Origin of the sequence: Pseudomonas sp. MWU12-3088 (assembly GCF_023242405.1) — a bacterium.
Classification (GTDB): Bacteria; Pseudomonadota; Gammaproteobacteria; order Pseudomonadales; family Pseudomonadaceae; genus Aquipseudomonas; species Aquipseudomonas kribbensis.
In genome coordinates, this window is the sequence record NZ_JALJEA010000007.1 from 298192 (window position 1) to 320037 (window position 21846).

General features: G+C 60.1%; 23 protein-coding genes. 14 read left to right on the forward strand and 9 right to left on the reverse strand.

From position 1 onward, the window contains the following. Nucleotides 1–70: 70 nt before the first annotated feature. On the reverse strand, nucleotides 71–2038 hold the full coding sequence (locus M5B98_RS18440; protein WP_248743559.1) for an alkyl/aryl-sulfatase: 1968 nt from the start codon (nucleotides 2036–2038) through the stop codon (nucleotides 71–73). An 85-nt stretch (nucleotides 2039–2123) separates the two neighbouring features. Here M5B98_RS18440 and M5B98_RS18445 point away from each other — a divergent pair, with 85 nt between their 5' ends. Further along, nucleotides 2124–3053: a LysR family transcriptional regulator gene (locus M5B98_RS18445; protein ID WP_248743560.1), complete on the forward strand. Its 930-nt coding sequence runs from the start codon at nucleotides 2124–2126 to the stop codon at nucleotides 3051–3053. 104 nt (nucleotides 3054–3157) lie between these two features. Then, entirely contained in the window at nucleotides 3158–5356 is a 2199-nt protein-coding gene (locus M5B98_RS18450; RefSeq protein WP_248743561.1) for an OsmC domain/YcaO domain-containing protein, read from the forward strand. A gap of 75 nt (nucleotides 5357–5431) precedes the next feature. Here the strand turns inward: M5B98_RS18450 and M5B98_RS18455 are convergent, their stop codons facing one another. After that, entirely contained in the window at nucleotides 5432–5800 is a 369-nt protein-coding gene (locus tag M5B98_RS18455) for a VOC family protein (protein ID WP_248743562.1), read from the reverse strand. A 138-nt stretch (nucleotides 5801–5938) separates the two neighbouring features. Between M5B98_RS18455 and M5B98_RS18460 the strand changes: the two genes are divergently transcribed. The 6 genes from M5B98_RS18460 to M5B98_RS18485 all read left to right on the forward strand — a co-directional run bounded on the left by M5B98_RS18460 (nucleotide 5939) and on the right by M5B98_RS18485 (nucleotide 10701). Further along, nucleotides 5939–6499 carry a fasciclin domain-containing protein gene (locus tag M5B98_RS18460; protein ID WP_248739075.1) on the forward strand — a complete coding sequence of 187 codons (561 nt, stop codon included), beginning with the start codon at nucleotides 5939–5941 and terminating at the stop codon, nucleotides 6497–6499. Between the two features lie 120 nt (nucleotides 6500–6619). Continuing rightward, nucleotides 6620–7075 (forward strand): VOC family protein, encoded by a 456-nt coding sequence (locus M5B98_RS18465; protein WP_248743563.1) that lies wholly within the window; start codon nucleotides 6620–6622, stop codon nucleotides 7073–7075. 121 nt (nucleotides 7076–7196) lie between these two features. After that, nucleotides 7197–7703 carry a peptide-methionine (S)-S-oxide reductase MsrA gene (gene msrA / locus M5B98_RS18470; RefSeq protein WP_114882379.1) on the forward strand — a complete coding sequence of 169 codons (507 nt, stop codon included), beginning with the start codon at nucleotides 7197–7199 and terminating at the stop codon, nucleotides 7701–7703. 158 nt (nucleotides 7704–7861) lie between these two features. Continuing rightward, the gene (locus tag M5B98_RS18475) at nucleotides 7862–8380 is read left to right on the forward strand and encodes a MarR family winged helix-turn-helix transcriptional regulator (RefSeq protein WP_248743564.1); all 519 of its coding nucleotides are present in this window, start codon (nucleotides 7862–7864) and stop codon (nucleotides 8378–8380) included. Then, nucleotides 8380–9582, forward strand: a complete 1203-nt coding sequence (locus tag M5B98_RS18480) for an FAD-dependent monooxygenase (RefSeq protein WP_248743565.1) — start codon at nucleotides 8380–8382, stop codon at nucleotides 9580–9582. The genes M5B98_RS18475 and M5B98_RS18480 overlap by 1 nt, the downstream gene beginning before the upstream one ends. 267 nt (nucleotides 9583–9849) lie before the next feature. Continuing rightward, nucleotides 9850–10701 carry a TylF/MycF/NovP-related O-methyltransferase gene (locus M5B98_RS18485; RefSeq protein ID WP_248743566.1) on the forward strand — a complete coding sequence of 284 codons (852 nt, stop codon included), beginning with the start codon at nucleotides 9850–9852 and terminating at the stop codon, nucleotides 10699–10701. A gap of 180 nt (nucleotides 10702–10881) precedes the next feature. Here the strand turns inward: M5B98_RS18485 and M5B98_RS18490 are convergent, their stop codons facing one another. Then, nucleotides 10882–11790 (reverse strand): alpha/beta fold hydrolase, encoded by a 909-nt coding sequence (locus M5B98_RS18490; protein ID WP_248743567.1) that lies wholly within the window; start codon nucleotides 11788–11790, stop codon nucleotides 10882–10884. Nucleotides 11791–11974: 184 nt separating this feature from the next. On the opposite strand from M5B98_RS18490, the gene M5B98_RS18495 reads away from it, so the two are divergent. Both M5B98_RS18495 and M5B98_RS18500 read left to right on the forward strand, forming a co-directional pair. Continuing rightward, nucleotides 11975–13102, forward strand: a complete 1128-nt coding sequence (locus M5B98_RS18495) for a saccharopine dehydrogenase family protein (protein ID WP_248743568.1) — start codon at nucleotides 11975–11977, stop codon at nucleotides 13100–13102. Nucleotides 13103–13104: 2 nt separating this feature from the next. Then, entirely contained in the window at nucleotides 13105–13596 is a 492-nt protein-coding gene (locus tag M5B98_RS18500) for a DUF2269 family protein (RefSeq protein ID WP_248743569.1), read from the forward strand. Here M5B98_RS18500 and M5B98_RS18505 read toward each other — a convergent pair. Continuing rightward, complete coding sequence (locus M5B98_RS18505) at nucleotides 13579–14043, reverse strand: thiol-disulfide oxidoreductase DCC family protein (protein WP_248743570.1); 465 nt, start codon at nucleotides 14041–14043, stop codon at nucleotides 13579–13581. The genes M5B98_RS18500 and M5B98_RS18505 overlap by 18 nt on opposite strands. A 41-nt stretch (nucleotides 14044–14084) precedes the next feature. Next, nucleotides 14085–15074 carry a zinc-dependent alcohol dehydrogenase family protein gene (locus M5B98_RS18510; RefSeq protein WP_248743571.1) on the reverse strand — a complete coding sequence of 330 codons (990 nt, stop codon included), beginning with the start codon at nucleotides 15072–15074 and terminating at the stop codon, nucleotides 14085–14087. Between M5B98_RS18510 and M5B98_RS18515 the strand changes: the two genes are divergently transcribed. Both M5B98_RS18515 and M5B98_RS18520 read left to right on the forward strand, forming a co-directional pair. Then, nucleotides 15064–15258: a hypothetical protein gene (locus M5B98_RS18515; protein ID WP_248743572.1), complete on the forward strand. Its 195-nt coding sequence runs from the start codon at nucleotides 15064–15066 to the stop codon at nucleotides 15256–15258. The two genes, M5B98_RS18510 and M5B98_RS18515, sit on opposite strands and share 11 nt — an antisense overlap. Next, on the forward strand, nucleotides 15240–16130 hold the full coding sequence (locus M5B98_RS18520) for a LysR family transcriptional regulator (RefSeq protein WP_085733973.1): 891 nt from the start codon (nucleotides 15240–15242) through the stop codon (nucleotides 16128–16130). Before M5B98_RS18515 ends, M5B98_RS18520 begins: the two co-directional genes overlap by 19 nt. A 16-nt stretch (nucleotides 16131–16146) precedes the next feature. Here M5B98_RS18520 and M5B98_RS18525 read toward each other — a convergent pair whose 3' ends face one another. Further along, the gene (locus M5B98_RS18525) at nucleotides 16147–16698 is read right to left on the reverse strand and encodes a GNAT family N-acetyltransferase (RefSeq protein WP_248743573.1); all 552 of its coding nucleotides are present in this window, start codon (nucleotides 16696–16698) and stop codon (nucleotides 16147–16149) included. Nucleotides 16699–16901: 203 nt separating this feature from the next. On the opposite strand from M5B98_RS18525, the gene M5B98_RS18530 reads away from it, so the two are divergent. Further along, entirely contained in the window at nucleotides 16902–17303 is a 402-nt protein-coding gene (locus M5B98_RS18530; RefSeq protein ID WP_248743574.1) for a hypothetical protein, read from the forward strand. 73 nt (nucleotides 17304–17376) lie between these two features. Here M5B98_RS18530 and M5B98_RS18535 read toward each other — a convergent pair whose 3' ends face one another. Continuing rightward, a complete protein-coding gene (locus M5B98_RS18535) occupies nucleotides 17377–17754 on the reverse strand; it encodes a hypothetical protein (protein WP_248743575.1) in 378 nt (125 codons plus the stop codon). Between the two features lie 14 nt (nucleotides 17755–17768). Continuing rightward, nucleotides 17769–18692: a LysR family transcriptional regulator gene (locus M5B98_RS18540; RefSeq protein WP_248743576.1), complete on the reverse strand. Its 924-nt coding sequence runs from the start codon at nucleotides 18690–18692 to the stop codon at nucleotides 17769–17771. A 124-nt stretch (nucleotides 18693–18816) separates the two neighbouring features. On the opposite strand from M5B98_RS18540, the gene M5B98_RS18545 reads away from it, so the two are divergent. Beyond that, nucleotides 18817–20259: an aldehyde dehydrogenase family protein gene (locus tag M5B98_RS18545; protein ID WP_248743577.1), complete on the forward strand. Its 1443-nt coding sequence runs from the start codon at nucleotides 18817–18819 to the stop codon at nucleotides 20257–20259. Nucleotides 20260–20271: 12 nt separating this feature from the next. Here M5B98_RS18545 and M5B98_RS18550 read toward each other — a convergent pair whose 3' ends face one another. Next, entirely contained in the window at nucleotides 20272–21834 is a 1563-nt protein-coding gene (locus M5B98_RS18550) for a sensor domain-containing diguanylate cyclase (protein ID WP_248743578.1), read from the reverse strand. Between the last annotated feature and the right edge of the window lie 12 nt (nucleotides 21835–21846).

Here is a 21846-nt window from a genome sequence, read left to right on the forward strand (position 1 = left end):
ACAGATACCTAGCCGGACTTGCTCAGGGTTTGACCTCTTCAGGCATTACATCCGAACGACCCTGCACGAATCAATCGCGCGCCTGAGCGACGATCGCAAAGTTGCCCGGGGCTTTCTCCAGCAATCCAAGGAATCTCACCAGATCCACCGTGCTGCCATCGACTTTCAGGTCTTTGGACGTGAGGGCATCCTTGAATCCCGCTGTGCCGCCCAGCAGTTGTACAAAAAGATCCTTGGTAACGCTCAACGTGGCGTTGGCATTGCTGGCCGGTGCGCCCCGGCGATAGTGCAACACGGCGTTCTCGATCCACAGCACGAACGATTCCTTCGTATCGGTCAGTTGCAGGTTGAAGGTCCAGTTTTTGCCGTCCGCCGCCGGCCCGTCGAGGCTGGCGGCCATGGCTTCGAGGAAGCGTTCGGTGGGCGTCTGCTTCATCAGCTCGATCAGGTCCGAGCGGCGCACGCCTTTTTCCGGCGGGCCGTTGCGCAGTTCCTGGGCGGCGGTCAGGTAGCTGTTGCGCCAGGTCGCCGATTCCGACTGATAGCCCAGCTGTTCATAGGCTCGGGCCAGCAGTTCCTTGGCGGCCTTGTCGCCGGGTTGGTCGAGGACGGCTTGATCCAGCAGCTCGGCGACCCAGCGGTATTCACCTTTGTCATAGGCCGCGCGTGCGGCTTCTTGCACTTTGGCGCTGCCGCCCATCAACTCGACGTAGCGTCTGGCTGACTCTCTGGGAGGCAGCGGATTCAGATGCGCCGGGTTGCCATCGTAGGCGCCGAGGTACATCTGGTAGATCGCCTTGACGTTGTGTCGCACGTCGCCGTAATAGCCGCGGGTGCCGAAGTACGAGGCCAGTGAATCGGGCAACTGGATCTTTTCGGCGATCTCGTCGGGCGTGTAGCCGGCGTTCATCAGGCGCACGGTCTGATCGTGCATGTACTTGTAGACGTCGCGGTGCTGGGTGATGAATTCGCGGATGCGTTCATTGCCCCAGACCGGCCAGTTGTGTTGGCCGAAATAGACTTCGGTGTCGCCCAGTTCATCAAGGGCAGCCTGGGCGTAATCGGACCAGAGCAACGCGTCACGGACCTTGGCGCCACGGATCGGCAGCAGATTGTGCATGGTCTGCGCCAGCAGCTCGGCACCGCCGTAGGCCTTGCGTTCGGGGATGGAAAAGGTCAGCTCGGCCGGGGCCTCCGCGCCCGGAATGTTGTGGAACACGAAGGTCACGCCGTCGATCACCCGTTCCTGCGTCGGCTGATCGATGATCTGCGTCGGCGGCAGAATGCCGATGCTGCCGTAGGCGACGTTTTTGCCCAGCCCGGTATCCACCATGCCGGTGGCGCCCGGTGTCAGGTTCTTGCCGAACTGATACATCGAACGGCGCGACATTGCCGGCCCGGCCAACACGTTTTCGCTGGTGGCTTCCTCCATGAAACCGACAGGAGCCACCACGGGAATCTTGCGCTCGGCCACTTCCGCGACCGAGGTAATGCCCAGTACGCCGCCGAAGTGGTCGGCATGGTCGTGGGTGAATATGATCGCGGTCACTGGTTTGTCGCCCAGTTGTGCGCGGGCGAATGCCAGGGCAGCGGCAGCGGTTTCCTTCGAGGTCAGCGGGTCGACCACGATCCATCCGGTCTGGCCCTCGATCAGCGTCATGTTGGCGATGTCGAAGCCGCGCAACTGGTAGATGCCGTCGGTGACTTTGAACAGACCGATCTGGGCGTTGAGCATCGCATGGCGCCAAAGGCTCGGATTGACAGTAGCGGGGGCCTTGCCTTCGACGAACCTGAACGCATCGAAATCGATCAGCACAGAGCCGTCGGAGCCGAGGATCTGGCCGGTCGGCCGGGCGATGAGACCGCGCTGGGCGTCCTCCATGTCGCGGGTATCGTTAAGGTCCAGGCCCTTGATCGAGGCTTCGATCACCGCAGCGGTGGCGGGTGTTGCTTCGTTATTGGCAACGCTGGGCGGTTTGTCGCAGCCGGCGAGTGATACCAAGGCCAGAGCGATGAGGGTGTGGCGGGGCGATCTCATTCTTGTTGTTCTCCGATGATCAATCAGCAGAGAGTAGGGAGACGCTGGCGATGTATCCAATGCATTGTTTACATCCAGACAATGCGTGGCTAGCATCGGTGACATGGACCTCAAACGACTGACACACCTGCTGGCCCTTGCCGATGAACGCCATTTCGGCCGCGCTGCCGAACGCGTGCACCTCAGCCAGCCGGCCCTGAGCCGCAGCATCCAGGCACTTGAAAGCGAAACCGGACAGCGCCTGTTCGACCGGGACAGTGGCGACGTGCGTCCGACGCCAGCTGGGGAGTTTCTGATCGAGCGGGCGCGGCGTCTGCTGTTCGACGCACGCTCGCTGGAGCGGGATCTGGCGCTTTACGGCGATGGCCGGCTCGGCAGCCTTGCGTTCGGCGTCGGGCCGTTTCCGGCGGCGATGTTGATGCATCAGGTGGTGCCTCGGTTGCGTCGGGAGTATCCGGAAGTCACCCTGCGGGTAGAGATCAACAACTGGCAGATACTCGAAGCACGGTTGCGGGATGAAGCGATCGAGTTCTTCGTCGCGGACATTCGCAATTTCTCGGCCGACACCGATCTGCTGATCCGCTCGCTGGGTCAGGCCTCGGCGGGGTTCTTCGTCCGGCCGCAACACCCGTTGGCCGGACGCGCGGTGACGATGAGAGACCTGGAAAAGTACGGCATCGCCACGACGCGCCTGCCGGCCGTGGTGAAGGAAGAGACTGCGCATACCCTGGGCATTTCCACGCGCCAGGCCTTGCCGCTTGCGCTGGAGTGCGACGATGTGGCGTTGCTCAGGACGGTGGCCTGTTCGACCGATACCATCCTCGGCGTGATCCACGGTGCCGTGGCGGAAGACCTGCGCAGCGGCAACCTGATCGAATTGCAGGTCGTGGACCGGCCCGGACTGCACTCCGAAATCGGCGTCGTCAGCCTGCCCAGCAGAAGCCAGTCACCGACCGCCCGCTGCGTGATCGACGCCATCGTCGCCGAGATGGCGCAGCGCAACGTCTCGACCTGACCGGCGCTCCGGTCGGCGGCCAAAACGCCAAAGCACAAGACTTCCCGCTCAAAAACCGGATAATGGCGGCCATTCTGTTCAGCTCGCTATTCTGGTAGTCCCCCATGGAAATCAAGGTCAACTTTCTCGACAACCTTCGACTTGAAGCCAAGTTCGACGACTTCACGGTGGTGGCCGACCAACCGATCCGCTACAAGGGCGATGGCTCGGCACCGGGTCCGTTCGACTACTTCCTGGCCTCGTCGGCGCTGTGTGCGGCGTACTTCGTGAAGCTGTATTGCGAAACCCGCAATATCCCGACCGATAACATCCGCCTGTCGCAGAACAACATCGTTGACCCGGAGAACCGCTACAACCAGATCTTCAAGATTCAGGTCGAGTTGCCGGCAGACATCTCCGACAAGGACCGCCAGGGCATCCTGCGCTCCATCGACCGCTGCACCGTGAAGAAGGTGGTGCAGGCCGGCCCCGAGTTCGTGATCGAAGAAGTCGAAAACCTCGACGCCGACGCTCAGGCACTGCTGATGCCGGGTGCGAACTCCAGCGCCAGCACCTACATTCCGGGCAAGGATCTGCCGCTGGAGCAGACCATCGCCAACATGTCGGGCATCCTCGCCGACCTCGGCATGAAGATCGAAATCGCTTCGTGGCGCAACATCGTGCCGAACGTGTGGTCGCTGCACATCCGCGATGCGCACTCGCCGATGTGCTTCACCAACGGCAAGGGCTCGACCAAGGAAGGCGCGCTGGCGTCGGCACTGGGCGAATTCATCGAGCGCCTGAACTGCAACTTCTTCTACAACGATCAGTTCTGGGGTCTGGACCTGGCCAATGAGCCGTTCGTGCACTACCCGGACGAGCGCTGGTTCAAGCCGGGCAGCAATGATGAGCTGCCGAGCGAGATCCTCGACCCGTACTGCCTGAAAATCTACAACCGCGACGGCGAGCTGCGCGGTTCGCACCTGATCGACACCAACTCCGGCAACGAAGAGCGCGGCATCGTTTCGCTGCCGTTCGTGCGTCAGTCTGACGGCGAGGTGGTGTACTTTCCGTCGAACCTGATCGAAAACCTGTACCTGAGCAACGGCATGAGCGCCGGCAACACCCTGGCCGAAGCCCAGGTGCAGTGCCTGTCGGAAATCTTCGAGCGTGCGGTGAAACGCGAAATCATCGAAGGCGAATTCGCGTTGCCGGACGTGCCGCAGGAAGTGCTGGCGAAGTACCCGGCCATCATGGCCGGCATTCAAGGCCTGGAAGCCCAGGGCTTCCCGGTGCTGGTGAAAGATGCGTCGTTGGGCGGCGAATTCCCGGTGATGTGCGTCACGCTGATGAACCCGCGTACCGGCGGTGTGTTCGCCTCGTTCGGCGCACACCCGAGCTTCGAGGTGGCGCTGGAGCGCAGCCTGACCGAACTGCTGCAGGGCCGCAGCTTCGAAGGCCTGAACGATCTGCCGCAGCCGACCTTCGAAGCTCAGGCGGTCACCGAGCCGAACAACTTCGTCGAGCACTTCATCGACTCCAGCGGCGTGGTGTCGTGGCGCTTCTTCAGCGCCCAGGCGGAATACGAGTTCGTGGAATGGGACTTCACCGGCCAGGGTGAAAACTCCAACGTCGAAGAAGCCGAAACCCTGTTCGGCATCCTCAAGGGCATGGGCAAGGAAGTGTACATGGCGGTGTACGAGCACATCGGTGCCACCGCTTGCCGCATCCTGGTGCCGGATTACTCGGAAATCTACCCGGTGGACGACCTGATCTGGGACAACACCAACAAGGCGCTGTTCTTCCGCGAAGACATCCTCAACCTGCATCGCTTGAACGAAGAAGAACTCCAGTCGCTGGTCGAGCGCCTGGTCGAAAGCGAACTGGACGACTACACCGACATCACCACGCTGATCGGCATCGAATTCGATGACAACACCGTGTGGGGTCAGTTGACCATCCTGGAACTGAAACTGCTGATCTGGCTCGCCCTGGGACAAATCGAGGAAGCGAAAGAAGCAGTGGAAATGTTCCTCCAGTACAACGACAACACCGTCGAGCGCGGTCTGTTCTATCAGGCCGTCAACGGGGTGCTGGAGATGCAGCTGGACGAAGACCTGGAACTGGCCGACTACGAAGCCAACTTCCGCCGCATGTTCGGCAACGAGCGGATGGGCGCGGCGATCGGCTCGGTGGACGGCAGCGTTCGCTTCTACGGCTTGACGCCGACCAGCATGAAACTCGAAGGCCTCGACCGTCACCTGCGACTGATCGACAGCTACAAGAAACTGCACGCAGCCCGGGCCAGCGTGAAGACTTCGTAACGCTGACAGCAGCGACAAAAAAAGCACCTTCGGGTGCTTTTTTGTTTTCGGGTGGTGGGGCGGTCGTTGGTTCTGTTACGGGCGAGTGGGTTCCTGGCTCGTCCAGACGGCCAGTTCATAGCCATCCGGATCAATGAAGTGGAAGCGGCGGCCACCGGGGAAGGAAAAGGTCGCGCGGGTGATCACCGCGCCCAGCGTTTTGAGCCGCTGCTGCACGCCTTCGAGATCTTCCGCGTACAGAATGATCAGCGGGCCACCCGGGCGAACGGGTTCTCCCGTGGTGAAGCCACCGGTCAGCCTGCCATCGCTGAACTCGGTATAGGTCGGGCCGTAGTCAACGAATGTCCAGCCGAACGCATCACCGTAGAACGCCTTGCTGCGGGCAATGTCGCCGACATTGAACTCGATGTTGTCGATTTGCCGGTCTTTACCACGAACACTCATGGTGGCCTCCTTGGCTGATTTTAAAAAAACCGATCATAGACGAATAAAAATACTTGCACCGTGATGCATCCGGTTGCGCTTCTGCTCCGTAAATTCATCACCCTCATTCGAAGGGTCGAAGAATTCAGGAGACACACCATGCACTCGCTCATCAAACGCATCGCCATCGCCTGCTTCACATTGCTCTGCCTTGGTACGGGATCGAGCTTTGCCGCCGATACCGTGATGGTCGGCGGTGCGGCCATGTACCCGAACAAGACCATCGTCGAAAACGCCGTCAACTCGAAGGACCACACCACGCTCGTTGCAGCGGTCAAGGCGGCCGGGCTGGTCGATACCCTCAACAGCAAGGGGCCGTTCACAGTCTTCGCGCCGACCAATGAAGCCTTCGCCAAATTGCCCGCCGGCACCGTCGATACGCTCGTCAAACCGGAGCACAAGGCCGACCTGACGACGATCCTTACCTATCACGTGGTTGCCGGCACTCACACGGCAAAACAGCTGATGGATGACGCCAAAATGCACGGCGGCAAGGTCATGCTCAAAACCGTTCAGGGTGAATCCCTGACCGTCATGCTGCACGACGGCAAATTGTGGGTGGTGGACGCCAAAGGCGGAAAGGCTGCGATCACCATTGCGGACGTGATGCAGTCCAATGGTGTGATTCATGTAGTGGATACGGTGCTGATGCCGAAGTAGTCCTTTTAATGGGGACAGATTTATTTTTTAAATAAATCTGTCCCCATTTTCACCAACAGAAAAGCACCTTCGGGTGCTCTTTTGTTTTTAAGATGGGCGCCTGTCAGAAGGAGCGATGCAATGGATCTGAAATTCAGTCACGTCGACGTACTGGTCAATAACCTTGAGGAAGCCTGTGCCTATTATGCGCAGATCCTGAACGCCAGAATCTCCAGAACCCTCGTCTGGGAACGGGGTGGCCTGCATGTTCGCTACGCGGTTGCGCTGATCGGCCAGGAGCGTTTCATGCTGGTCCAGCCGTTGGCGGGCAATCTCAAGGAACTGCTGGATTCGTCGGGGGAGGGAATGATCTACCGTCACTGCTATTCGACACCGGACATCGAGAAAGCCTACGACGAACTGGTGATCGCCGGCGTGCAGCCAGAAGACGAAAACGGCCAGCCACTGGAACGCGCCAACCTGCAGTCACCGTCCGGGACACGCATCATCTGGCTGCCCAAGCGCTTCGGGCATTTTTCTATCGAGATTCTGGAAGAACAGGCGCTTGAGGCGTTCATCGCATCGGCGTTCGCCTGATTTTTTAATGGGGACAGATTTATTTTAAAAATAAATCTGTCCCCATTTGAGGTATTGGAATTGGCCAGCGTGCCCTCATAACAAGGGTTACCTCCAACATCCCCAAGGGGAAGGACAGACCATGACCAGCCAAACCGAAACTGCCATCCTCGCCGGCGGCTGCTTCTGGGGCATGCAGGACCTGCTGCGGCGCTACCCCGGTGTCCTGAAGACGCGCGTCGGTTACACCGGCGGCGATGTGCCGAATGCGACCTACCGTAATCATGGCAGCCACGCCGAAGCCATCGAAATCGTCTTCGACCCCGCTGTTATCAGCTATCGGCAGATCCTCGAGTTCTTCTTTCAGATTCACGACCCGACCACGCCCAACCGTCAGGGCAATGACCGCGGTCCCAGCTATCGCTCGGCGATCTATTACCTCAGCGAACAGCAACGCGACGTCGCCGAAGACACCGCTGCCGATGTCGACGCTTCACGTTTGTGGCCTGGTCGAGTGGTGACCGAAATCGAACCGGCCGGGCCGTTCTGGGAAGCGGAGCCGGAGCACCAGGATTACCTGGAGCGCATTCCGAATGGCTACACCTGCCACTTCATTCGCCCGAACTGGAAGCTTCCGAAGCGCGCCTGAGGTTCAGTAGCGTCAGTGTGAAAGAGGGGAGCCGGTTTGTTTTCTGAAAAACGGACCGGTTCCCCTTTTTTTGCCTTCGGTCCAGAAAGGTAGCTAAGCAAGTTAGCTATATGTTAGTTTCGCGTCCTCACCACAACCCGCCGGGACTGACCCTACACATGACATCGCCTTCATCACCGCCCGATCCGTCCGAAGATCCCCGCAACCTGCAGATCGCCAGTGATGTCGTCGGCCAGCAGTTGCAACAGATCGCCATCCTCACGCGCAAGGCCGCCAGCCATCTGGGCGCGGTTCTGGGTATCAATCAGACCGATGTCGCGGCGCTGGAGCATCTGATCGCGGATGGACCTCTGCCGCCGACCGAACTCGCGGTGCGGCTTTCCGTGACCACCGCCGGTATCACGCAGGTCATCGATCGACTGGAACGCGCCGGGCATGTGGTCCGCGAGCGGCAGCTCAATGACAAGCGTCGGGTGCTGGTGTGTCCGGTTCCGGAATCGGTGGCGCAGGCCTATCGGCATATCGCGCCGATGCTCGATGGCCTGAGCGCCGTGCTCGGAGCCCTCAATGGCGAGGATCGCGCCGTGGTTGAAGCCTTCCTGGGCCAAGTGATCGAGGTCTACCGCACCACGTTGCCGGGCAACGCTGTGGCCACGTCTGAAAACCGGGACGCGTGATGAATCCCAAAAAAGTACTGGTGACTGGCGCAAGCATCGCCGGACCTGCGCTGGCGTATTGGTTGTCCCGGCAGGGCATGGACGTCACGGTGGTGGAGAGGGCGCCTGCGTTTCGCGATGGCGGACAGACGATTGACGTGCGGGGCGCCGGGCGTGAGGTCGTCCGGCGCATGGGCCTGGAAGATCTGATTCGGGCGAACACGACTCAGGAACAGGGCATCGCCTTCGTTGACCAGAACAACCGGACCAAGGCGTTTCTGGGCGTCGATGCGTTCGACGGTGAGGGGCCGATTGCCGAACTGGAGATCCTGCGGGGTGAGCTCGCCAAACTGCTCATCCGGCCCAGCCAGGACCGTGTCCTGTACCGATTCGGCGATAGTGTTGAAGCCATGGAAGACGATGGCGAACAGGTTCACGTGCGTTTCGAACAGGGTCGCGAGCAGGTTTACGATCTGGTGATCGTGGCTGAAGGGATTGGTTCGGCGACCCGCAACCGGGTGTTCGGCAACGAAGTGCAGCGGCGCCCCCTCAATCTGTATACGGCTTATTTCACCGTGCCTCGACAGCCGAGCGATGGCCAGGTCATGCGCTGGCACAACCTTCCGGGTGGTCGCTGTGTCTGCTTGCGGCCGGACAATCTGGGCACCACCCGCGCGTTTCTGTCTTTCCAGCAGGCGCCGTGTGGATACGAAAAACTCGCGCAGGACGAACAGAAGTCCTTGCTCAGGCAAATATTTGCCGACGCCGGTTGGGAAACACCTCGCGTGCTGGCTGCGTTGGAAGATGCTACCGATCTTTATCTGGACGCAGTGGGGCAGGTCAAAATGTCCCGCTGGTCCAAGGGGCGTATCGCGCTGGTCGGGGACGCGGCGTATTGCGCATCGCCCATCAGCGGCATGGGCACCAGCCTGGGGCTGTGCGGCGCCTATGTGCTGGCCGGTGAACTGGGGCGTCATGCCGACCATACCCTGGCGTTCGCGGCCTATGAAAAACGGATGCGGCCCTTCGTTGCCCAAGCGCAAAGCGTGCCCGGATTCGCCCCCAGACTGGCCTCACCGCATTCGCGCCTTGGTATTGCCTTGGGCCACGCGGTGTTGAGGCTGGCGATTGCGCCGGGGTTCAAGGCACTGTTCGGTAAAGTGCTTTCACCGAAAGCTGATGCAATCATGTTGCCGGACTATGAAGGACAACGGCGGACCTAGAGCGACTGTCCGCATCAGCTTTCGGGTGATCGGAAGCGGATGCAAAGGGCTGTTTCCAGACATGAGTGGCGTTCGAATTTCCTGCCCTCGCGCTTGAACGTTAGAGCATTTATCTGGGACGGAGTCGATTGTAAGGGTGTCGTGCTTTTAAATGGATGGCGATGCGTCGCTAATGTAGTATCGCGCCCGCGCTAAGTCTTTATGTCGAGTGGTGTCAGCTCCTGCGCGGCGCAATGGAAGCTGTTCAATGGCTAACAAGGATATGGAATGAGTTTGCCTATAGATTTTTCTGCTGAGCAATACCTGTATATGCACCCGGACGTCAGACTGGCAGGTATCGATCCGGCATTTCATTACGTGACCTGGGGCATTAAAGAAGGCCGTCCTTATCTGCCGGGTTCTGACCCTCTACAGTCCAAAGTCAAGGGCGAGTTCAACTCGGATGGCCTGAGGACAGTACACAATCACGACTTCATGAGTGATCCCCGTTACGTCGCCGCGTACGACCGGGGCATAAAGGCTTCCGGTGCCGACTACACATGGTATTGGCGCGTACACATTGGTCTTTGGGCTGCTCGGACCGCTGCGAAACGCCAAGGTGACTTTGTCGAGTGTGGCGTCAATTACGGCTTTTTAAGTTCAGCCATCATGAAGGATCTGGATTGGGACAGTACCGGCAGGGTATTTCATCTTCTGGACACTTTTTCGGGTGTTGACGAGCGTTTTTTATCGGATGACGAGAAAATGGCTGGCGTCTCAGATAAAAGCCAGAAGTGGATTGAAGATGGAAGTTACGTATCAAATATTGATGCGGTAAGAGCCAATTTTTCGGAATGGTCAAATGTCAACCTTATTCAAGGCTCCATCCCTGAAACGCTGAATCAAATCGATTCGACACAGATTGCTTACTTGCACATTGATATGAATTGTACGGCGCCAGAAGTGGCGACCATTGAGTTCTTGTGGGATCGACTGGTTTCGGGGGCGGTCATACTTTTGGATGACTATGCGTATCTGGGTTATCAGCCGCAGAAGGACGGGATGGATCAGTGGGCCGCAACAAGAGATATTGCGATTGCCTCATTGCCCACAGGACAGGGACTTCTGATAAAGCCATAGTTTGCTTCCGCCCGCACCTGAGGACCGCCGCTGTACAGGTTTTGCAGACCTTGGCAGCGGCTCCTGCACCATCCGGCCTCTATGGGGACCATTCAATGGGGACAGATTTATTATCAAAAAATAAATCTGTCCCCATTGAATGGTCCCCATTTTGTAGAGGGAAGGCGTCCATCTCCAGCGTCAGCGGGTCATAAAACGGCGAATCACCTGCGTGGTTTCCCCCGGCGCTTCTTCCATCAGCCAATGACCCGCGCCGGCGATCACCACTTCGGTGACGTTGTCGGCGGCGTTGCGCATCACGATCGCTTCGTTGTTGCCGAAGGATTTCTCACCACCGACGGCCAGGACCGGCATCGTCAGCCTGTTCTTTGACGACGCTTCGTTGTCCACCGCGTCCTGGCGAATGGCGCGGAACTGAGCGAAGGCCGCGTGCATCGCACCGGGGCGGGCGTAGATTTTGGCGTAGTGCTGGCGCGTGGCTTCGTCGACTTTTTTCGCGTCGCCGGCGAACTCGTTCCAGAACCGATCCAGATAAATGCGCTCGCGGCCGGCGACCAGCCGCTCCATGTCCGGGCCTCCAAAATCGAAGTGCCAGAGCATCGGCGAACGCACGATGTCATTCCACGGCGCAATGCCCGGAACGGGCGCATCCATCACCACCAGGCGATCGGTCTGTTGTGGATACCGCGAGGCATAGGCGAAGGCGACCATGGTGCCGATGTCATGGCCGATGACGACTGAATGTTCGATGCCCAGCGAGGCCAGCACGGCGCGGATGTCTCCCGCCTGGGTCTTCTTGTCATAGCCACTGTCGGGAATCGACGACAACCCCATGCCGCGCAGATCAGGAATCACCACGGTGTGATCCTTCGCCAGATCGGTCGCCAGCGGCACCCACATGTCCCCGGTATCACCAAAACCATGCAACAGCACCACGGCCGGGCCCTTGCCGCCGATACGCGTGTGGATCTTCGCGCCGTCCACGGCAATGTCTTGCGTGCGGAAGGAAGCGGGGAACGGTTTTACGTCAGCATGGGCCGGAACACTCAGGGCTACCAGCAAGGAAGCGGTCAGCAAGGCACGGATCATCACGGTGACTCCAGAGGAGGGTAGTGGATGGAGCGTAGACCGCTTTGAAAGCACTGCCTTAAAGGCTGTGGGGTTTGCATCATCGATTGCTGCTGACTTGCCTGACCCGCCGATATCAGGGAAGCTTCCGCGAATCTGTCTCGGGCAAGTCGGCTGGACGATCGAATCGTTAGGGAAGCGTTGCATGGCGTTCAAGGTGTTGGTGGTCGGTGGGTATGGAAACTTCGGCAGCATCGTCTGCCGGCATCTGGCGTCGATGCCCGATGTTGATCTGGCGATCTCGGGTCGCGATCCGCACAAGTTGCTGCGCAAGGTCGAGGCGTTGCAAGCCGCCTCAGGAAAAGCCTGCGCCAGTTGGTGCGGCGATGCCATGGGGAATGGGTTCAAGTCCGCTCTGAATTCGATGGGGATCGAGTTGGTCATCCACACCGGAGGCCCGTTTCAGGGGCAGTCCTATGCTGTTGCCGAAAGCTGCATCGAGGCCGGTGTGAGCTATTGCGATCTGTCCGACTGCCGAACCTTCGTCAACGGTATTGCTGTACTCGATGCGCGCGCGAAAGAGGCGGGCGTTGTGATTCTTAGCGGGTGCAGTTCGGTGCCGACCCTGTCTTCGGCCATCATCGATCAGCAGCGGTATCGCTTCCAGCGTATCGACTCGATCGAGCATGGCATTTCCTCTTCCGCGAAGATGCCGGGGCTGTCGACTGTCGAAGGTGTGCTTGCCTACGCGGGCAAGCCGATCAAGCAGCTCAAGGATGGCCGGGTTCACGAGGTGCCGGGCTGGCAGGATTTGACGCTGCGCAGGATGCCGCATCTGGGCACCCGCTTGCTGGCTAATGTCGACGTACCAGACATGGATATTTTCGCCGGTCGTTATGGCGCCCGGACACTGAGCTTCAAGGCCGGTGCCGGGCTCAAGCTCGGCGGTGTCGCCAATGCCCTGTTTGCACAGGCCCAGAAGATGGGGTTGATTCGGGACCATGCGCCTTGGGCTGCGCGACTGCATCGCCTGGGCACCCGCTTCGAGCAATTCGGCGATGGCAAAAGCGCGATGTACATCGACGTGCAAGGTCTCGGGGTTGAAGGACAACCGCTGTCCATGACCGCTCAACTCACGGCCGGAAATGACAAGGGCCCGGAAATCCCGAGCTGCGCCGCTGTTGCCCTGGCCACCAAAATGGCCCAAGGCTATGTGCCTGAGCCCGGCGCCCGGCCTTGCGTGGGCGAAATCACCGTCGACGAATACATGGCTGCAATCAACGACCCTGAAAACCTCAGCCTGTCCGTGCATTTCTCTGACGGGCAGCGCTGACCATGCTTTATCTGTGCCTCAAATACATCCATGTGATTGCCGCGGTTTTCCTGTTCGGATTCGGCATGGGTTCCTACCTTTACCTGATCGCTGCCAGCCGCACCGCCAATCCTCAGGTGATCGCTCACGTGGCGAAAATGGTCGTGCGCTTCGACGCCTGGATCACCACCCCGGCAGGCTTCATTCAGATCGCATCGGGCTATGGACTGATCAGGCTGGCCGGCCTGCCGTTGACCACGGAATGGGTGCTGACCTCGTTGATCATCTTTCTTTGCGTGGGGTCGCTCTGGCTGCCGGTGCTGGTGCTGCAGAAGCGCTTGTACGTAATGGCTTCGAATGCGGTCGAGACCGGAGGAGGGCTCGCGGATGAGTACCGCTCGGTCTACCGGAAATGGTTCTGGATGGGGGTGGCCGGTTTTCTGGGGATGTTCGTGATCGTCTTGATGATGGTGACGAAGATGACGCCCGTGCAGGTGCTAGGTCTCTTTCTGTAGCGAAGCCTTCAGAAAGCGTTGTTCATGATCGGGGTCAGGCAGAAGACAGGTGTCATATTGTCCAAACAGCCGATAACGATTCAGTGCAATACGATCGTAGGCCCAGTTCCGAAGCCCGCGTGGGAAAATGCGCAAGCATTGCAATGGACGCCAGCGGGCGGGCAGTTGGGCAACGACTTCGAAAAAGGCATCGGAGCGCTCCCAATAGTGTCGGTCGCGGATGACCGCCATGGTGTCGAACTGATCGAGGGGTAAATCTGCCCAGGCGAGCAGCGCCTGCCCTTCGGGAGACTGCACCGCAGCCAGCCGGACTCGCTGATGGCGGTCATGGCGAATCAGGAATTTCGCCCAGCCATTGCACAACTTGCAGACGCCATCGAACACCACCACCGTCTCGCCGGGTTTCAGCAGGGGAGCCGGTGAAGGGCGAATCCGGGAAACGGGCATAGACATCGGTCCATTGAGGCCTGGTTTCCCGGATCATATCCTTAAACGGTCACGACAATCTTTCCGACCTGCTGATTCGCCTCAAGAAAGCGATGCGCCTCCTGAATGTCCTCAAGGGCGAACGTCTTCGCAATGATCGGTTGCAGCGCGCCTGATGCGAGGCCGTCGCCAATGAACGCCTTGGCTCGGGCCAGCGCCGCAGGATCCGCGACGATCTCTGCGTAGAGATAGCCTTTGAGCGTCAGGCTTTTACCCAGCACGGTGAACAGCGGGAACGGCGTGGGTTCCGGGCTCAAGGCGCCGTACTCGAGCAGAATGCCGCCTCGGGCCATGCTCTGGGTGAGCTGTTCGAACCCGGGGCCGCCAATCGGATCGAACACCACGCGTGCGCCCCGGCCATCGGTCAGGGCCATGACGGCGGCGACGATATCCTCTTCATCGCTGACGATGACGTGCGCGGCGCCGGCGTCCAGCAAGGCTTGCTTCTTGGCGCGGGTGCGGGTCACGGCAATCGAAGTCGCGCCGACCATTCGGGCAATCTGGAAGGCTGCCAGGCCGACGCTGCTGGAGGCGGCAGTGACCAGCACAAAATCGTTCTTCGTCAGCTTGGCCTGTTCGACCAGCGCGCCCCACGCCGTGACGTATTGCATCCAGGACGCAGCAGCCTGTTCAAAAGACAGGTTCGACGGGTGTTTGACCGTCAGCTCTGCGGGCACGTTGGCCAGTTCGCCGTAGGTGCCCCATTTGGCGATGTCCAGCGGCGGAATCAGGCTGACCGCGTCGCCGACCTTGAACTCGCTGACGCCGGCACCGACGGCAGCTACCACACCGGCCGCTTCATAACCGAGGCGGCTGGGAAATTGCGCTTCCTGCAGATAGGCGTGATTGCGGAACATCACCTCGGCCCGATTCAGTCCGAAGGCCTTGACCTCGATTTGCACCTCGCCGGATGCCGGCGCCGGGACATCGACCGATTCCAGTTTCAAAACGCTTGCGTCGCCGTATTCATGAATCCTGACAATGCGTGCCATGGTTACCTCTTCTGTGATCAATAAGGCCGGTGTGAACGACCTGAGTTCCAGTGATAACGCGCCTGCTGCAGTTGCGCGCGTCGTTGCCATGGCCGTCAATTTAGGCTTTGGCCCGGGCCGGATAAAGACCTACGATAGCGCAACACTAGAAACGCAGGGTTTCCAATGGATCGCCTCACATTGATGGCCGTCTTCGTCAAAGCGGTGGAGCTTGGCTCCTTCAGCGCGGTGGCCGATGAGCTCAATCTGTCCCCGCAACTGGTCGGCAAACAGGTGAAGATGCTCGAGCAGCATCTGGGTGTCTCGCTGCTCAATCGCACGACCCGCAAACAGAGCCTGACCGACTTCGGCCGTACGTTCTATCAACGGGCGAAGCTGATCCTGGCTGACATGGACGCCGCCGAAGAAATGGCCGCGATGACTCGAGGCGTGCCCAGTGGCCGCCTCAGAATCAACGCACCGGTCACCTTTGGCGTCAGCACGCTGGCGCCTCGGCTGCTGGAGTACATGGTCAGGTATCCGCAGGTGTCGGTGGATCTGACCCTGTCCAACGAACTCGTTGACCTGCTGGAGGGCGGGTATGACGTGGTGTTTCGAATCGGTGAACTGTCTGACAGCGGCCTGAAGGCATTGCCTTTGAAGCCCTATCAAATGGTGCTGTGCGCGGCGCCTGCCTATCTGGCCAGGCGTCCACCGATCACGACCCCGCTGGATCTGCAGGAACATGAATGCCTGGCGTTCGCCTATTCCGACGGTCGTTCCCACATTCGCCTCGAAGGGCCGGACGGTTGCATCGACGTGCCGATTAAAAGCAGATTGACGATCAATCAGGCCGACCCGTTGCTGTCGGCAGCGGTGGCCGGGCTGGGTGTGGTGCTGTTGCCGTTGGAACTGGTCAAGGATGCGCTGAGAAGCGGAACGCTGGTGGGGTTGCTGCCGGACTACAACGTCCCGGTCTCCCCGATGAATCTTCTGTACGCACCGGACCCTCGGTTGACGCCCAAGTTGCGAAGCTTCGTGGATTTTGCGAGGGCTGTGTTTGGGGCGGGTGCGTGAAGGAAGATTGTGGCCGTCATCTCTGATTTTCTGGCTGGCTTGTAGCCCATTGCTCCCTGGTCAGCCCGTAACACTTGCACCAGGCCGGCGTCGTGGACAGCGTCAGCTCGGCATCATACAAGTGCACCGCACCGATCTTCATGGCGGCTTTCTGCGAGCGGATGTTCGACGGAGCGATGTGCAGATAGACCGTGTCGTAGACTTTGAAGGCGTGTTCCACCATCAGCCGTTTCAGCTCGCGATTGGTCTCGCCACCCCATTTCGCCCGCACCAGAAAGGTATACCCGATGGCGATACTGTCCGGCAGGTCGGGCGGTGTGTAATAACTCGACATGCCCACGATCAGCCCCGAGTCGATATCGATGACGACCAGGGTTTTACCGGTGGCCAGCCGCGCGGCGAAGTACGTTTCGAATACCGGCCGCTCATGGCGGTCGCTGGCGGGGTGGCCTGCCCAGATCTGCGGGTCCGAGGCCGCCAGAAACAGGCCTTCAAAATCGTTTTCGGTCAGAGGCCTGAGCCTCAGTGTGCTCCCGCATAAAACGGGTTGGCAGTCGAAATCGTGCACTTGAATGGGTTCCTTTCCAGTTGAATCGTGGGAAGGGAACCAGTCTAGAGTCACGGATCCTCAAGAAAAGAGCCAATGCGCCTGATATTGATGGAGCCATCGCGCTCAAGTCAGGTGTCCCCGGGTTTCCAGTGCCCCGAGGCCTGGATGACCAAGGTCGCCCGTTTGACCCATTGATCGAACCTGAAGGTATTGAACTGTAAATGAGCAAAATAGGATGCAAGTGTGGCCATGTAATTGTCGATCAGACCGACAGCTTGCCCTACAAGGCCAGCTTGCTGCGCGACCAGGAGGAAGATGCATTCTGGGATGAGCTACGTCGTGAGATCGCACCGCTGGTGGCGGCTGCGGAGTCAGGAGACAAGGCCGCGATCGCCAAAGCCTATGGAGTACTCGCGCCTTGGGTAAGCGCCGCTAATGCCCTGGAGGACCGGATATCCAGCATCCATGCCAGCCGACAAACCACCGTTTATGAATGCCAGCGCTGTGGTCGGATTTTGCTGGAGAAGGCTGTCGGCGGCCGGTTTGTTTCATATGCCCCTGAAGTCGGGGGGTATCAGGGGGTTCTGTCACAGGAGTCCGGGGAAACCGATCACTGTGATTGAACGTGTGTTTTGGCCGGAAGTCGTCGCCGACAATTGACTGCCTAAGGCCCAAAATGCTCATGCCAACGCAAGTTCAAACCTGATCAGGCCCCACGACTTGCAGGATCATTTGCAGTGATTCCCCGGTCAGGTCATGAAGAACGTCTATTTGTGACGCGTTGATGAAGAAAGTCGATCCTGATGGAGTCTCTGCCGGCATTGCAAAATACGGAGACAATCGGCGTCGCAGTTTTTCCGGGTAAGCGACGAGCAGCGTGCCATCCATGACGGCAACAACGGCGGAACCCGCGGTGCACCGGATTTCCAATGACGTGAATGGCGACCGGCTGCTTTCCAGCGGCAGGTGGATGCTTGTGCCCACCTTGCATTTGCGGATAGCCCGGGACACGGTACTGAACGCCGAGGGAGTACCGAGCAGTCGCGCTTCGTTTTCCGTGACAAATACCTGCAATTTAACGCCCGTTATCAATGCTGTCCCTTCCTGATATCGCTCAAGGTCGGCCGCAACTCGTGCACCAGATCAATCAGCGCACGCAACCGCGCGGGCACGAAGCGATGGCCCGAGTAGTAAAGCCTCAACCCGCCAAACGACGGACACCACGGCATCAGCACCGGCACCAGCGCGCCGCTTGCCAGTTCCTCCTGGATGAACCACTCGGAAATAAAACCGATGCCCAGGCCCAGCACCACGGCCTGTTTGATCGCCAGCAATTCGTTGAACACGAAGCGCGTCGGCAGATCCATCTGCAGTTTCTCGCCGTCGCGTTCCAGCTCCCAGTGATAGAGACCGCCGTGGGCCATGCGCATGCCGATGCTCTGGTGGGTGAGCAGATCCCGTGGGTGTTCGGGCACGCCATGGCGTTCGAGGTACTCCGGCGTTGCCACCATGAGCATGCGGATGTCGCCTGACAGCGCCACCGCAATCATGTCTTGCGGCACGGACTCGGCCAGGCGGATCCCGGCGTCGAAGCCCCCGGCAACGATGTCGACCATGCTGGCCTCGCTGACGACATCGATGCGCACCTCGGGATAGCGCCGTGCGTACTGATTGAGCAGCGGCTCCAGCAGCAGATACGCGGCGCCGTGCGGTGCGTTGATGCGCAGTGTGCCGCTGGGTTCGTCGAGACCGACGCTGGCCTCTTCGCCGGCACTCTTGATCTGCGCCAGGGCCGGGGCGATGCGCTCCACATAGCGCTGCCCGATGTCGGTGAGGGCAACGCTGCGTGTGGAGCGGTTGAACAGGCGCACCTTCAGGCGCGCTTCGAGGCCGGCCACCGCGCTGCTCACGGCGGTAGTGGACATGCCCAATTCCTGGGCCGCGCCGCGAAAACTGTTGCGCCGGGCGACGGCCAGTACCACTTCCAGCTCGGTCATTCCTGTTCTGTGCATGGATTGTCCTGAAAATAGGGATGTTTCATCAGCCAAAGGATAGCTTATCGGAACAATAAACCCTTCTTAGACTTCGCTTCATCGAGGCTCGCTTCAAGCGGGTCAATCTCAGCGAGGAGTTGCCATGCAGCGCATTGAACACATCTATATCAACGGAGAGTACGTCCTCCCACACGGTCAGGAATGGTTCGACCTCCATAACCCGAGCACCGAGGAAGTCATCGGTCAGGTCCGGTTGGGCGATGCACTTGACGCCCAGCGTGCCATCGCCGCCGCCAAGGCTGCGTTCCCGGCCTGGTCTCGTACCTCGCGAGAGGAACGCATCGCCGCCCTGCAACGCATGCACAAGGCCGTGGCGGCTAGAGAGGAAGAACTGCTGGAAGCCATCCTTGAGGAGTACGGCTCGCCCGCGGTTCGCGGGCGCTGGATGGCGACGTACCCGGCTGATGTAATTGCGCAAGCGATCGAGGCACTGCAGGCGTTCGACTTCGAAGAGCAGGCCGGTATGGCCAAGGTCATTCTGACGCCCGTGGGCGTGACCGGGCTGATCACGCCGTGGAACAGCAATGCCGGCTTCATCTGCAACAAGCTGGCCACCGCACTGGCGGCGGGTTGCACCGCCGTCATCAAGCCCAGCGAGATGAGCGCGTTGCAGACGCAGGTCGTGCTCCGGGCGTTGCACGAAGCGGGGCTGCCACCGGGTGTCTTCAACATCGTCAACGGACGAGGCGACGTGGTTGGCGAGGAGATCGCCCGGCATCCAGACGTGGCCAAGATCTCGTTCACGGGATCGTCCGCGGTCGGTCAGCATCTAGTCAGGACCGGCGCCGACACCCTGAAGCGCGTGACCCTGGAACTCGGCGGCAAGTCACCCACCGTAGTACTCGATGATGCGGATTTTCAGGCGATCATGCCGCTGGCGCTGCACGCCGGATTCCTCAACAGTGGCCAGGCCTGCATCGCGGGCACGCGCATTCTGGTCCCGCTTTCACGGCTCGCGGAGTTCGAGCAGGCTGCGAAGGAGGGCGTCGCACAGTTTCAATCGGGCGACCCGCGCAATACCGACACCGATATCGGCCCGATGGTCAGCCAGAAACAATGGGACCGAGTGCAGCGCTACATTCGTATCGGCCAGGACGAGGGCGCGAGGTTGCTGGCGGGTGGCGAAGGTCGACCTGAAGGCCTGCACGCCGGATGGTTCGTCAAACCCACGATCTTCACCGACGCCAACAACCAGATGCGGATCGCGCGCGAGGAAATCTTCGGCCCCGTGCTGACGATCATCCCTTACGAAGACGACGCCGATGCGATCCGCATTGCCAACGACACGGACTATGGGCTGAGCGCCCTGGTGCTGGGTCAGAATCCCGAGCGCTGTGTGAGCATCGCCCGCCAGATCGATTCGGGACGCGTGCTCATCAACACCCTGGCCCACGAACCGCGAGCTCCTTTTGGTGGATTCAAACACTCGGGGCTGGGGCGCGAAATGGGCAAGTGGGGGATGAGTGCGTATCTGGAGCCGAAGACGTTGATCACGGATCTTCCGAAATCCGCCCGCGAAGATTGACCGATACCTCTATCACACCGACTCATCCGCCGAACACCAACGATTGCGCCCCAGCCGCTTCGCCTGATACAGGCAGGTGTCCGCCGACTTCAGCAGCATGGCCGGCGTCACCGCGTCGTCAACCGGATGACGGGTCGCAATGCCGGCGCTGGCGGTGACGTACCCGAGGGGATGCCCGGAATGTTCCAGTTCCAGCGAGCGGATGGCTTGCAGGATGTCCTCGGCAACCTGGATGGCGCCGGCGTTCTCGGTGTTGGGCAGCAGCACGGTGAATTCTTCGCCGCCGTAGCGCACGGCGAGGTCGCCGGGGCGTTTGACCGCTTGCTGGATCGCGCGTCCGACGGCGTTGAGGCAGTCGTCGCCGGCGGCGTGGCCATAGCGGTCGTTGTAGCGTTTGAAGTGGTCGACATCGAGCATGATCAACGACAACGACGAGCCCTGACGGCGGGCCAGACGAATCTCGTCCGCCAGCGCATTGTCCAGGCGCCGACGGTTGCCAAGACCGGTGAGACTGTCGGTCAGTGCCATGTCGCGCATGGCCTGGTGGGCGGAACGGATTTCCCGTTCCATCGCGATCCGCTGGCGCAACTGGCTCAGTACGATCAGTCCGAAACCGGCGAGGACCAGGATCAGAAAAATCAGCACGAAGCCGTTTTTCAGAAGATCCCGACGCCAGGGGGCGGTGATTGAATCTTTCGACAGGCCGGCTTCGACCACCAGCGGATAGGTGGTCAGGGCGCGATAGCCATACAGGCGCTCGGTGTCATCGACCACCGCCCGGATCTGGGCAATACCTTCGTTGGAGGCGGGCAGGTAGGTCTTGAAGATCTCGCTGTTCGCCAGGCTTTTACCCACCACGGAGGCGATGAAAGGTCGGCGAACCAGAATCGTGCCGTCACGCATGGCCAGCACCAGTGCGCCTTTGTCATCGATCCGGAAATCGCCGTAATAGTCGACGAAATAACTGACCTTGACCGTCCCCAGCAGCACGCCGGCGAACGAGCCATCGGGGTTGTTCAAGCGGCGGGAGATGGGAATGATCAGGTCATGGGTGGAGCGGCTCTCGACCACCTGGCTGATGCGCACTTGCCGATCCTCATGGGTGCGGTGGTACTCGAAATAATCGCGGTCGGCGTTGTTGGCCATTTCCGGGGTGACCTCTTTGTCGGTCACGATCCAGTGGCCGTCCGGCCCGTAGATGAACAGGCCGTGCAGCTGCGGCATGATTTTCGATTGCTGCACCAGCAACTTGTGAATGCGCGGGACATCGAGGTTCTGCAGACCGTCACCTTCGACGCGCTCGGCCAGCCCGGCGGTGACCACATCGACCTGGCGAATCGTGTCCTCGGCGTGCTGGGCCGTGGCGCGGGCCAGGTTGGTCACCGAATCGCGCGCGGACGCAAAGACCGAACGATAGTCACGCCATGTCCGCCAGCTCTCGACCGCCAGAAACGCCACGACCACCACCAGCATGAAGCTGACGGTCAGCCGAAAGGTCGAACCGGCCTTCATCGCTTTGCCGGCGGGGCGCCGCGTGTCGTTCGCAGTGGGCGCTTGTGTGTTGCGTCCGAGCATCAACTTTTCCCT

What these genes read in the sequence shown, in the direction of transcription:
- M5B98_RS18460 (WP_248739075.1), top strand. Translation starts at nt 5,939, where the DNA reads ATGCACTCGCTCATCAAACGCATCGCCATCGCCTGCTTCACATTGCTC.
- M5B98_RS18545 (WP_248743577.1), top strand. Translation starts at nt 18,817, where the DNA reads ATGCAGCGCATTGAACACATCTATATCAACGGAGAGTACGTCCTCCCA.
- M5B98_RS18450 (WP_248743561.1), top strand. Translation starts at nt 3,158, where the DNA reads ATGGAAATCAAGGTCAACTTTCTCGACAACCTTCGACTTGAAGCCAAG.
- M5B98_RS18530 (WP_248743574.1), top strand. Translation starts at nt 16,902, where the DNA reads ATGAGCAAAATAGGATGCAAGTGTGGCCATGTAATTGTCGATCAGACC.
- M5B98_RS18500 (WP_248743569.1), top strand. Translation starts at nt 13,105, where the DNA reads ATGCTTTATCTGTGCCTCAAATACATCCATGTGATTGCCGCGGTTTTC.
- M5B98_RS18480 (WP_248743565.1), top strand. Translation starts at nt 8,380, where the DNA reads ATGAATCCCAAAAAAGTACTGGTGACTGGCGCAAGCATCGCCGGACCT.
- M5B98_RS18485 (WP_248743566.1), top strand. Translation starts at nt 9,850, where the DNA reads ATGAGTTTGCCTATAGATTTTTCTGCTGAGCAATACCTGTATATGCAC.
- M5B98_RS18495 (WP_248743568.1), top strand. Translation starts at nt 11,975, where the DNA reads ATGGCGTTCAAGGTGTTGGTGGTCGGTGGGTATGGAAACTTCGGCAGC.
- M5B98_RS18550 (WP_248743578.1), bottom strand. Translation starts at nt 21,834, where the DNA reads ATGCTCGGACGCAACACACAAGCGCCCACTGCGAACGACACGCGGCGC.
- M5B98_RS18540 (WP_248743576.1), bottom strand. Translation starts at nt 18,692, where the DNA reads ATGCACAGAACAGGAATGACCGAGCTGGAAGTGGTACTGGCCGTCGCC.
- M5B98_RS18455 (WP_248743562.1), bottom strand. Translation starts at nt 5,800, where the DNA reads ATGAGTGTTCGTGGTAAAGACCGGCAAATCGACAACATCGAGTTCAAT.
- M5B98_RS18515 (WP_248743572.1), top strand. Translation starts at nt 15,064, where the DNA reads ATGCGTGCCATGGTTACCTCTTCTGTGATCAATAAGGCCGGTGTGAAC.
- msrA (WP_114882379.1), top strand. Translation starts at nt 7,197, where the DNA reads ATGACCAGCCAAACCGAAACTGCCATCCTCGCCGGCGGCTGCTTCTGG.
- M5B98_RS18520 (WP_085733973.1), top strand. Translation starts at nt 15,240, where the DNA reads ATGGATCGCCTCACATTGATGGCCGTCTTCGTCAAAGCGGTGGAGCTT.
- M5B98_RS18475 (WP_248743564.1), top strand. Translation starts at nt 7,862, where the DNA reads ATGACATCGCCTTCATCACCGCCCGATCCGTCCGAAGATCCCCGCAAC.
- M5B98_RS18440 (WP_248743559.1), bottom strand. Translation starts at nt 2,038, where the DNA reads ATGAGATCGCCCCGCCACACCCTCATCGCTCTGGCCTTGGTATCACTC.
- M5B98_RS18490 (WP_248743567.1), bottom strand. Translation starts at nt 11,790, where the DNA reads ATGATCCGTGCCTTGCTGACCGCTTCCTTGCTGGTAGCCCTGAGTGTT.
- M5B98_RS18465 (WP_248743563.1), top strand. Translation starts at nt 6,620, where the DNA reads ATGGATCTGAAATTCAGTCACGTCGACGTACTGGTCAATAACCTTGAG.
- M5B98_RS18510 (WP_248743571.1), bottom strand. Translation starts at nt 15,074, where the DNA reads ATGGCACGCATTGTCAGGATTCATGAATACGGCGACGCAAGCGTTTTG.
- M5B98_RS18505 (WP_248743570.1), bottom strand. Translation starts at nt 14,043, where the DNA reads ATGCCCGTTTCCCGGATTCGCCCTTCACCGGCTCCCCTGCTGAAACCC.